At 36.0% G+C, this 11207-nt stretch carries 11 protein-coding genes and 1 tRNA gene; 1 reads left to right on the plus strand and 11 read right to left on the minus strand.

Features of this window, described 5'->3' with window-relative positions:
- Positions 1–85 precede the first annotated feature (85 nt).
- The 5 genes from clpX to LOK41_RS01870 form a co-directional block, all read right to left on the minus strand.
- Positions 86–1345 carry an ATP-dependent protease ATP-binding subunit ClpX gene (gene clpX, locus LOK41_RS01850; protein WP_018764399.1) on the minus strand — a complete coding sequence of 420 codons (1260 nt, stop codon included), beginning with the start codon at positions 1343–1345 and terminating at the stop codon, positions 86–88.
- A 268-nt stretch (positions 1346–1613) separates the two neighbouring features.
- Entirely contained in the window at positions 1614–2897 is a 1284-nt protein-coding gene (gene tig, locus LOK41_RS01855; RefSeq protein ID WP_241814917.1) for a trigger factor, read from the minus strand.
- Between the two features lie 332 nt (positions 2898–3229).
- Positions 3230–4228, minus strand: a complete 999-nt coding sequence (locus LOK41_RS01860; RefSeq protein WP_241814918.1) for a hypothetical protein — start codon at positions 4226–4228, stop codon at positions 3230–3232.
- Between the two features lie 198 nt (positions 4229–4426).
- Positions 4427–4675: a hypothetical protein gene (locus LOK41_RS01865; RefSeq protein WP_174098828.1), complete on the minus strand. Its 249-nt coding sequence runs from the start codon at positions 4673–4675 to the stop codon at positions 4427–4429.
- 285 nt (positions 4676–4960) lie between these two features.
- Positions 4961–5374, minus strand: a complete 414-nt coding sequence (locus LOK41_RS01870; RefSeq protein WP_241814919.1) for a group I intron-associated PD-(D/E)XK endonuclease — start codon at positions 5372–5374, stop codon at positions 4961–4963.
- Between the two features lie 155 nt (positions 5375–5529).
- On the opposite strand from LOK41_RS01870, the gene LOK41_RS01875 reads away from it, so the two are divergent.
- Positions 5530–6144 (plus strand): PH domain-containing protein, encoded by a 615-nt coding sequence (locus LOK41_RS01875; RefSeq protein ID WP_174098826.1) that lies wholly within the window; start codon positions 5530–5532, stop codon positions 6142–6144.
- Between the two features lie 413 nt (positions 6145–6557).
- Here LOK41_RS01875 and LOK41_RS01880 read toward each other — a convergent pair.
- The 6 genes from LOK41_RS01880 to racE all read right to left on the minus strand — a co-directional run bounded on the left by LOK41_RS01880 (position 6558) and on the right by racE (position 10948).
- Positions 6558–6631: transfer RNA gene (locus LOK41_RS01880), tRNA-Gly, on the minus strand.
- A gap of 100 nt (positions 6632–6731) precedes the next feature.
- Entirely contained in the window at positions 6732–7238 is a 507-nt protein-coding gene (locus LOK41_RS01885) for a metallophosphoesterase (RefSeq protein WP_241814920.1), read from the minus strand.
- A 13-nt stretch (positions 7239–7251) separates the two neighbouring features.
- A complete protein-coding gene (locus LOK41_RS01890; RefSeq protein WP_241814921.1) occupies positions 7252–7863 on the minus strand; it encodes an XTP/dITP diphosphatase in 612 nt (203 codons plus the stop codon).
- 10 nt (positions 7864–7873) lie between these two features.
- A complete protein-coding gene (gene rph, locus LOK41_RS01895) occupies positions 7874–8611 on the minus strand; it encodes a ribonuclease PH (RefSeq protein WP_241814922.1) in 738 nt (245 codons plus the stop codon).
- 129 nt (positions 8612–8740) lie between these two features.
- On the minus strand, positions 8741–9787 hold the full coding sequence (locus LOK41_RS01900) for a GerMN domain-containing protein (RefSeq protein WP_241814923.1): 1047 nt from the start codon (positions 9785–9787) through the stop codon (positions 8741–8743).
- Positions 9788–10123: 336 nt separating this feature from the next.
- Positions 10124–10948: a glutamate racemase gene (gene racE, locus LOK41_RS01905; protein ID WP_277818432.1), complete on the minus strand. Its 825-nt coding sequence runs from the start codon at positions 10946–10948 to the stop codon at positions 10124–10126.
- Between the last annotated feature and the right edge of the window lie 259 nt (positions 10949–11207).

Below are 11207 nucleotides of genomic sequence, written 5' to 3' on the forward strand. Positions count from 1 at the left end.
TTTTACCATTTAGTATTTCCTGGGAGGAAAAGTGCTAAACATAATAAGAAACAGCAATTATAAAAATTGCTGTTTCTCACTTACACTATGCAGATGTTTTTGTATCAAGCACAGTACCGTCTTGTAGCACCAATTTTGGTGGTGCATTGTCCGCTACTGTTTCTTTTGAAAGAATACACTTCTCGATATCTTTACGAGATGGAAGTTCGAACATTACATCTAGCATTAAGCCTTCAATAATAGAGCGAAGTCCACGAGCACCTGTTTTACGTTCAATTGCTTTTTTAGCAATTTCAATCAGTGCTCCTTCTTCAAATTCAAGCTCAACATCGTCAAGCTCCAACAATTTTTGGAACTGTTTCACAAGTGCATTTTTCGGTTTTGTTAAAATATCAACAAGAGCACCTTCATCAAGTGGCTCTAGGTTCGCAATAACTGGAAGACGACCAATAAATTCTGGAATTAAACCAAATCGTAAAAGGTCTTCTGGTAATACGTGAGATAAAACATGCTTTTCATTTACATCAGCATTTTTCTTCTCTGAACCAAATCCAATTACTTTTTCACCAAGGCGGCGTTTAATAATTGGCTCAATGCCATCAAACGCACCACCACAAATGAATAGGATGTTTGTTGTATCAATTTGAATAAACTCTTGATGCGGATGTTTACGACCACCTTGAGGCGGAACGCTTGCTACAGTACCTTCTAAAATTTTCAGAAGGGCCTGCTGTACACCTTCACCAGATACATCACGTGTAATTGATGGATTTTCTGACTTACGCGCCACTTTATCAATCTCATCAATATAAATGATTCCTTTTTCCGCTTTCTCTACATCATAATCAGCTGCTTGGATAAGTTTTAGTAAAATGTTTTCTACATCTTCACCTACATATCCAGCTTCTGTTAAAGATGTTGCGTCTGCGATTGCAAATGGAACATTTAAAATACGTGCTAACGTTTGAGCTAGCAATGTTTTACCACTACCTGTTGGCCCAATAAGCGCGATATTACTTTTCGCCAATTCTACATCATCAATTTTGCTGTTAGAATTGATGCGTTTGTAATGATTATATACCGCAACTGCTAGTGCTTTTTTCGCATTATCTTGTCCGATGACATACTCATCTAAGATTTCACGAATTTCTACTGGTTTCGGTACATCTTTGAATTCTACTTCTTCGTCTTTTGCAAGCTCCTCTTGCACAATCTCTGTACAAAGCTCAATACACTCATCACAAATGTAAACACCTGGACCAGCAACAAGCTTTCGGACTTGCGTCTGTGTTTTACCACAGAAAGAACATTTTAATTGCCCTTTTTCATCATTAAATTTAAACATATTTTCACACCCCTTACAAAGTGCTAATCTCTTGCCTTCGTATGTACACGATAAATGTATCGTATGTAAATACATATTATGTCACTACGTGGCGAGAAATACAAATAATATGACTAGTTATGTACAAATAAAAAATTTTTAAAACTTTTGAAATATGTATATTCGACTTTAGAAGGTCCTTTTCCTTCTTCATCGAAAAGTTTTATAAATATATTTATATCTATATTTATAAAATAAGGCACGATTAAAATCGCGCCTTGTTATTTTATTATGCAGCTTTGCTGTTATCTACTAAGAAGTCTACAGCTTTACGAACTTTAAGGTCTTCAGATAAAGCATCTAAGCTTCCAAGAGCTTGTGTGATAGCGTCAACTGGCATATTGTACATTGCAGCCATTTTTTCAACTTCTGCAGTTACTTCTTCTTCAGTAACTTCGATGTTTTCAGCTTCAATGATTGCTTCAAGAACAAGATTGATTCTTACACGTTTTTGTGCATCTTCTTTCATTTGTTCTTTTAATTTGTCAGCGTCAGTACCTGTGAATTGGTAGTAAAGCTCAAGGTTCATACCTTGTTGGCTTAAGCGTTGTTCGAACTCACGAACCATACGATCTAACTCAGTTTCGATCATAGCTTCTGGAATTTCGATTTCAGCGTTAGCAGCAGCTTTTTCTACTACTTCGTCACGAACTTTGTGCTCAGCTTCGTGCTTTTTGCCTTCTTCTAAGTTTGTACGAAGTTTTGCTTTTAACTCATCAAGAGTTGCAACTTCTTCGTCTGCATCTTTAGCGAACTCATCGCTTAACTCTGGAAGTTCTTTTGCTTTAATTTCATGAACTGTTACTTTAAATGTTGCTGGTTTACCAGCAAGTTCTTCTGCATGGTACTCTTCTGGGAATGATACTTCAACGTCTTTTGATTCGCCAGCTTTTAAGCCGATTAATTGCTCTTCAAAACCTGGGATGAATGTACCAGAACCGATTGCTAGAGAGTAGTTCTCGCCTTTTCCGCCTTCGAATGCTTCGCCATCAACGAAACCTTCAAAGTCGATTACAGCTGTATCGCCGTTTTCAGCAGTACCATCTTCTTTAACAACTAGTTCAGCTTGACGCTCTTGTAAAGATTTTAATTCATTCTCTACATCTTCGTCAGTTACAGTTGTTTCAACTTTTTCTACTGCTAGTCCTTTGTATTCACCTAATTTAACCTCAGGCTTTACAGTAACTTTTGCAGTGAAGATTAAGTTTTCGTTTTCCTCGAATTTCTCGATGTCGATTTCAGGATGAGCAACTGGGAAGATACCAGTTTCATCGATTGCTTCACCGTATGCTTTTGGTAAGATAATATCTAAAGCATCTTGGTATAAAGATTCAACACCAAAGCGTTGTTCGAATAACGGACGAGGCATTTTCCCTTTACGGAAACCAGGTACGTTAATTGTTTTTACTACTTTTTTGAACGCAGCGTCGATAGAGTTGTTTACTTCTTTAGCATCAACTTCGATTGTTAAAACGCCAACGTTACCTTCTAATTTTTCCCATTTTGCAGCCATTTATTCTTTCCCTCCAACTATAATAATGTATGCACATACCTCTACAGATTGAGTTTCCATTATTTCTTTTTTAGAAATAATAAAAGCGTGAAAGCCCATTGATTCAGGTTTTTTAACCTTCTAGCAATAAGCTTTAGAACATGCGATTCCCAATCTATTATTTGTCTATAAGACAAACACGGTATATTTTGTTCGAGAATAATATGAAACATATTAAGTAAGAGAATTATACTTCTCTCCTCTTACAAACAGGCATAATTCAGCCTTTTGCAACCCTTACATTATAACATAGAATATTCTCGTTTCAATAACTGAACGATTCTTTTTCATAATTATACTGGTAAATGCCCTTCTCTTTCCACACGTAAAAACCATTGATAAGCAACATGAAACTCTTCAACCGTAATATTATACGCTTCCATCAGTTCCTCTTCATCGATTATCAATCCAAAACGTTTTCTTCCAATTCTCTCTAAAACCGCAGCCCATACTTCATGCTTATCCATTAATAACGGGAACGGGAAAATACTCGTTTGCATTTCTCTCCAATATGTAATAATTGCCTCAAATATATCAGGATGATCATTTTCTAATCGATTAGATAATATATGTATAACTTTTTTCGAATACTCATCATTATGACCCAATTGAGCTGGGATAATCATTATTCTTTCGCCAAATTTCTCTACTTCTATTTCTTCTTCTATACGCTTTTCTACCATTTTGTATATAATGGAAGTTTTTAAATACGGATGTCGCGTGTCATCAATAAGAAATTTCTGTAAAGCGGGCAAAGCTTTTTCAAGATTTTTAAGTAACAAAGCATTAATTACCTGCAATTGTTGCCCAAAACTTTCCACAAATAGATTCTCCGAAAATTCTTCTAAATCAAAATCTGGTTCTATCGGTGTTACATCCTCACCACTTAGCATACTCTCGGCAAATTGAGCAAGTTGTGCTAATTTTTCTCTTTGCTCTACGGTCAATTCTTTTCTCTGCAAAACCTCTTCAACAGTTTCAATTACACCTACATAATCATTTGTTTGAACTAAAATTGTAATGTATGTTTCAAGAATATCCCCAAACAAGACTGTCCCTGTTTCAAGCAATTCCTCACATCGTTCTTTCGATTCGCCCATTCGCTTTAATTCTAATAAACAAATAACTGAAGCTAATTCTGTTTGTTCTGTTTCTCCATTATACTGACGCAATATTTCAAAACAGCGCAATGCATCTTCGAACTTTCGCTCCCGCAGCGCCAAAAAACCTTGATCAATATAACGATCTGACAACTGTGGAAACAATACGACCGTATTTTCCTTTTTATCCATACGTCCGCCTCTTTTTTTAGATTTTAAATCTCTTCAAAGTAAATATAACAAATGACTGTTAAGAAAACAACATTCCAAATACATTTATTTGAAATATGAAAATATTTAATTTTTATAATTAAAATGAAAAAGTTACATCAGAAGACCCTCTTTATACACAGCAAAAACCCTCAGCAAATAACGCAGAGGATTTTCTAATCAATGGAAAGCTTTTATAATTGTAGGATATACGAAAAGAGTAATAATTTGGAGAACAATAATTGTAACAACAATCATGCTAAAAAAGAAGATTGGCTTACTTTGTTTCATCAGAAACATGATAATAAGCATAATGCAGGCAAGTAAACACATAAAAAATAAACTTGTAGTGGGACTTAGTATTCCACTTGGGACAAATAACAATAGTATAACACTACAGACACCTATAATTCCGAATAACCATTCCATTCATCTACCCATTCCCTTTCCCGCTCATAACAATTCTCTCTATGCTACTAAATGCTTCACAACATCAATGACATCTATTAATTTCTCATACGCCACAAATCCAAAAGCTACTGTTAAAGCAGTTACAACTAATCCTTTCATTTTTTCTTCCTCCTCGTTTCATCTTCGTTACCTTCATTATAAAGAGCTGACATTTTGTTACCATCGAACTTCCTTACATCTATCTTACAGAATTGTAAGGTTTCAAAACAAAAGAAAAACCACCTAACATTATTGCAAGTGGTTTTACGGGAGTTCTCTATACTCGTTTGCCAATTTAATGTTCTTTTCTTGCTGATTTTTGGGAGGGTCTATTCGTAAACTAATTGATTTACCAAATGCTCCCGGATTAAAGTAATAGCACAAATCCGTTTGAGGGCAGTATACACAGTAAATATCTATTTCTTCTTTATCTACACTCTTTATAGCTACCCCGTTACTCGTTGAATAACTAGAGCGAAACCTGATTTCAAGTATCCCCTTCTCATTTAACTCTCGATATTTAACTTGGACTCTCTTAAATACCCCATCCTTATAAATTACAAGATCAAATGGTGAATGTTCTGTATACGGAACTAAAATCATATATCCCTTTTCATACAAATCCACCTGAGCTTTTAAAACACCTAAGTCACCTTTTGTTTTTGTATGATGATACATATGACTATTCAACACCTTTAAAGTTATTATCTAAACTAAGTTCGGTAATTCGTTCACAATCCCTCCTTCAATTTTTTAAAATTAAACTTATAAACTGTCTATAAACATGATAATATAATTTCGTACAATTCAGAACAAAGAAGGGGATGAATTATATGTTCAAAAAAGTAGCTGCTGATGTTCTTGGGTTAAGCGATGTAGGTTCTGTAATCACACCGAAAGATTATGATAAAGTCGATGCCGATGATTATGTGATGCATGAAGATGGGGAAAAAATTTATTTTCTCATTAAATCAAAATCAGATGAATATTGCTTTACAAACAAAGGTTTAATTCACTTAGATGGCACGAGTGCAGCGAGTAAAAAACGCACACTACGTCGCTTTAGCTACAGTAAATATCAAATTAGAAATGTAGCGCTAGAAACCGCTGGCACAATCGATTTAGATGTAGAAATTAAGTTCCATATGGGTGATGAATATTACTCCATTGATGTTCATAAAAAACATATCGAAGAATTAAAAGATCTATATAAAGCCCTTCTCAAAATTGAGGAAATTTCATACGAGAACGATATTACATTACAATACGCTCATAAAAGCTTAGACATGGCTTCTAATACATTTAGCCGTATTACAAATGCACAAGTTAATTTAGCAGAGCAATTTAAAGAAATGAATCAAATTGCATTTAATTGGCTTGTAGATACGAAGAAGCAATATAACGTGAAAGATTATGGGTTTGTGTTTGAGAAATTTATTAATAACTAATTTAAAAACAAATAAAAAACCTTGTTATCAAAAGATAACAAGGTTTTTTTAGCGTCCCAGGAGAGATTCGAACTCCCGACCGACGGCTTAGCTTACCACCATAGCTTTCGCTACCAGTATTTACTGTTTGTAGTCTGGACTATATCTTCACCATTTCAGGTGCGACACGTGTAGTCTCTACGGAACCTCACGATGATTTTCATCATACTTCAGAGTCTTTACCATTAAGATTTACTTAATCATTCAAAACTCCTTAATCTTCTTAAGAAGATCGTAAGTTTCCTCGGTATTACCATCAGCCGTACTGTTAAGGCTTCACCGATATAGTGTCGTCCACTCTATAGGTTCTTGTTTCCCTATAAAGGCTCCTATTCTTGAAGGCCGTTGCTCTATCCTGCTGAGCTACTGGGACATGGAGCGGGTGAAGAGAATCGAACTCTCGACCAGAGCTTGGAAGGCTCTTGTTTTACCACTAAACTACACCCGCATATGTTGTTTTTATTTTTTGCCGATGTCTTATCGACAAGGTTTATTATATTTGCAAACAAAGATAAAGTCAACACTTTTTTCAAAGAGGATAATTTTTCTTATCCTCTTTGAAAAGTTTTATGTGCGACAACTTTTCCACCTAATGTTTCAAATCGAATTTCAATGTCATTTTCATTGATTTCTAACAAAGTAAATGTTTTTTCTTTTCGGGAACGCGGCAATAAAATGCTTCCAGGATTGATGAATAAAATACCATCAATAAATTCCGCTCCCAACATATGAGAATGTCCAAAACAAACAATGTTCGCTTCCACTTCTTTTGCACGATATAAAAGTGTTTGCAAACTCATTTTAACATTGTATCGATGACCATGCGTAGCAAAAAAACGTATCCCTTCTACATCAGTAATGATTTCTTCGTCAAAACCATTATAGAAATCGCAATTTCCTTTTACTACTTGGAACCCTTGTAAATCTGGATGCTCTGGTGTTAACTCTGAATCACCGCAATGAATCATAACATCTACATTTCCCTCATATGTATCCTTTAATTGCTGTAATTCTTTCGTAGAACCGTGACTATCGCTTACAATTAAAGCCCTCATCGGTCTCTCTCCCTTATTCTTCGTCTAAAAACCACGCTGGAATTTTCTCTTCTAACTTACGAAGAGCACGACCGCGGTGACTAATTTCATTTTTCTCGTCTGAAGTTAGCTCAGCCATCGCTCGTTTATATTCTTCTACATAAAAGATTGGATCATATCCGAAACCATTTGCACCCCGGCGCTGTTCTAAAATTTTCCCTTCGCATGTACCGTTTACAATAACCGGTTCTTTATCCTCTTCTGGAAAAGCAACCGCTAACGCACAATAAAAACGTGCTGAACGCTTTTCCATCGAAATGCCATCCAATTCTTTTAAAACTTTATCAATATTCGCCTGATCATCTTTTTGTTCACCAGCGTAGCGAGCAGAGCGCACACCAGGATTTCCATTCAACGCATCAACAATTAAACCAGAATCATCTGCAATAACGATTGAATTTAACTGTTTACATAAACTGTCCGCTTTCAAAATTGCATTTTCTTCAAACGTTTCACCAGTCTCCTCGACTTCTTCAATATGAGGGAAGTCATGAAGAGATTTTACTTCTAAATCGAACCTCTCGAATAGCTCTGCAAATTCACGCACTTTCCCCACGTTTTTCGTTGCAACAACAACTTGTTTCATATTTTCACCTCTACTCTATGTGAGATACGATATCGCCTAATGCTTCTTTTTGTTTTTCAACGAGTTCTAGAATTCCCTGTTCAGCTGCATCAAGTAGTTCATTTAACTCCGCACGGCTAAATGTCGCTTCTTCTCCAGTTCCTTGCACTTCAACAAACTGGCCTTTCCCTGTCATAATGACGTTCATATCAACATCAGCTTTAGAATCTTCAGCATAGTTTAAATCTAATACTACACCTTGACCTTCAACAATTCCAACAGACGTTGCAGCTAAATAATCTTTCACCGGAATTTTAGATACTTTTTCTGCTTGTAATAACTTTTCAAATGCTAATATCATCGCGACATAAGCACCTGTAATCGACGCAGTTCTTGTTCCGCCATCTGCTTGAATCACATCACAGTCAATCCAAACCGTTCTTTCCCCAAGCGCTTCCAAATCAACAACTGCACGTAATGCTCGTCCAATTAAACGTTGAATTTCCATTGTGCGACCAGTTACTTTCCCTTTACTGGACTCACGAATTGTACGCTGTTCTGTCGCGCGTGGAATCATTGCGTATTCTGCTGTTACCCAGCCTTTCCCTTCGCCTCTCATAAATGGCGGCACACGTTCTTCAATTGTTGCCGAACAAATAACCTTCGTATCTCCCACTTCAATCAGAACAGAACCTTCTGGATGTTTTAAATAATTTGTATGAAGACGTATATGACGCAGTTCTGCCGCTTGTCTACCATCTACTCGCATAAAATAACCCCCTAGTAACTGCTACCTGTTAGTATAGCCCATTTTCAATTGCTTATATGTATAACAATAAGAAGGGGAACTCAAAAAGAAATTCCCCTTTCTTACATAAGTATATCAAATTATTTACGATTAAAAACTACCTGTATTTACGTTTTGCGGACGATCAACAGGTTTTGTTAGTTTCTCACCTTTCTCAGTAACAAGATTTGCTTTTCCATTTACTTCAACAGAAACATTTTTCACATCATTCTTTTCTGTTAAAGATAGAACGAGTGATTGCAATACATAATTTGAAATCTTACTTTTCTCTTTATCTAGATATATATTTTCATTGAAATTCAATGTAACTTTTCCATCTTGTATTTTCGGTTCACTAACAAGCTTCACACCAGGATTAAAATCACTAAGTAAAGCTGAACCCGATGGCCCTTTAACAAGCTCATTCACAACCGTTGCTACTTCATGTTCCTTTCCTTCTGCTACGCGTCGTGTCACTGGCACATAATACTGTGTTTTATTATTTTGTGCTAAGAAATAAAGTGTCACTGGCTTCGTATTCGTGACATCCGCCACTTGCTCATCATCAAAGTTAATACCGTCCGCACGGCTCACACCTTCACCAATTGGTGTACCAGCAACTGGCATCTTCGCTAATTTTTCACCATTTATTTGAAACTTCACTTGTTTAATCTCTTTAAATTGCGTTAATGTCCAAGCAACTGACTCAATAATTTGGCGTTCTTCTTCTTTTTTATAACTCTTCATTTCTTTTGAAAAATCAATGACTGCCGTACCATCCTTTTTCAAATCCATAGTCATTGTTGTACCTGCTGGAAGAACTGCCTTAAACCCATTTGGTAGTAAGTTCTCTACTGGACCATCCTTCACTAAATATTCTAATGCTTGTTTCACAACTTCATTTTGCTTCGGAGTAGGCAATGCTAACGTTTGTGGCACCACATAACCATTTTTATCAACAAGATATAATTCCCTTTGTGTCGTTTGCTCTTGCTTACCTTTCTTGGCAGTGTCTTTCTTCTCACCTTCTGTATACGAAACTTTTTTCGGCGGATCAATTTGTTCTGCTTCTTTCTCCTTATTCAACAAACCGCACCCCGTTAGTAAAACTGCGCTTACTGCCGTACAAACAAGCCATTTAAAAGTGGATTTAGGCATACCATTTCCCCCTAAAATCTAAGTTTGTACTATATGTATACGAGCTTTTTATCATTTTAGAACAAGCAATGACAACTTATCTTACAATTTACAAAATAAAAAAACTCCTAACTTCTTAGGAGTTTTCTATAAACACACAGATTGAAAAACCGATATAAACCCCTTCCTTTTAGGCGGAAGAGAACGCCTCTCCTTGCATAAAAGCGGTCAGTACCTTTTTTAGCCCCATGCCATGTAAAACCAAAAGGAAAAAACAAGCAAACAATCCTTTTTATTTTCAAAACCGTGACTTATATGTCGGATAATCAAAATGAATATATATAAGAGTCTATACTGTTATGTTGTTTCCAGATTAATATGTTTTACATTTTCAATCGGTTGTCCAAACCATTTAGATGCAATTTCTTTGAATAAATCAATTTTCCCTGTTGTTATGAAAAGATGATCGCTTTGCTCTTCTCCTTCATTTAACATCTTACTATGGTATAAGATTGTGCTCACTTCCCGAGCCGTTTCATCTCCAGAACTAATTAACTGCACCTTATTCCCCATTACCTGCTTAATAACTGGACCTAGAATCGGATAATGTGTACACCCTAAAATCAACGTATCGATTTCAGTATTTTTCAATGGCTGCAACGTTTCTCTAACAACCTCATACGCCATCTCACTCTCAAAGGTTCCACTTTCTACAAGTTCAACAAACGGCGGACACGCTAAACTCTCTACCATAACACGATTATTAATAGATTTTAGCGCCTCTTCATACGCACCACTTTTTACCGTTCCAATTGTTCCAATAATACCAACATGGTACGTATTCGTCACTTTCAAGGCTGTACGCGAACCTGGATGAATTACACCCACTACCGGGATTGGTAATTGCTTTTGCATCTCTTCTAGTACAACCGCAGTTGCCGTATTACAAGCAATTACTAACATCTTAATATCAAGTGCCAATAAATGCTCTGTCATTTCCCATGTAAATTGACGCACTTCCTCGCGAGAACGTGGACCATAAGGACAACGTGCTGTATCTCCTAAATATATAATACGCTCTTTTGGTAGCTGACGAATTAACTCTTTCGCTACTGTTAATCCTCCTACTCCCGAATCAATAACACCAATTGCTCTATTCAACATAATCACCCATTTTCTCATTCATCATCTTATTTTTGCATACGAATATATCTTACATACTTTAGATCTTATAAACTAAAGCATCCTTTTTAGTCGATTTTTAAATATGTACCTGTATAGACCAGGGACTTTTTTATTTTGCTCCTTTTTTTCATAATTTGCAAGACAGAAAAATAGCCGACCTTTTATAAAAAAGTCGACTTCATTGAAGTGACCCCCAAAAGTTAGACACGTTATTTCATTAGGCAGCTTCTTGGGCATGAGTCCGGTATTGTACCGA

This window comes from Bacillus sp. TL12, assembly GCF_022625245.1.
Lineage (GTDB): Bacteria > Bacillota > Bacilli > Bacillales > Bacillaceae_G > Bacillus_A.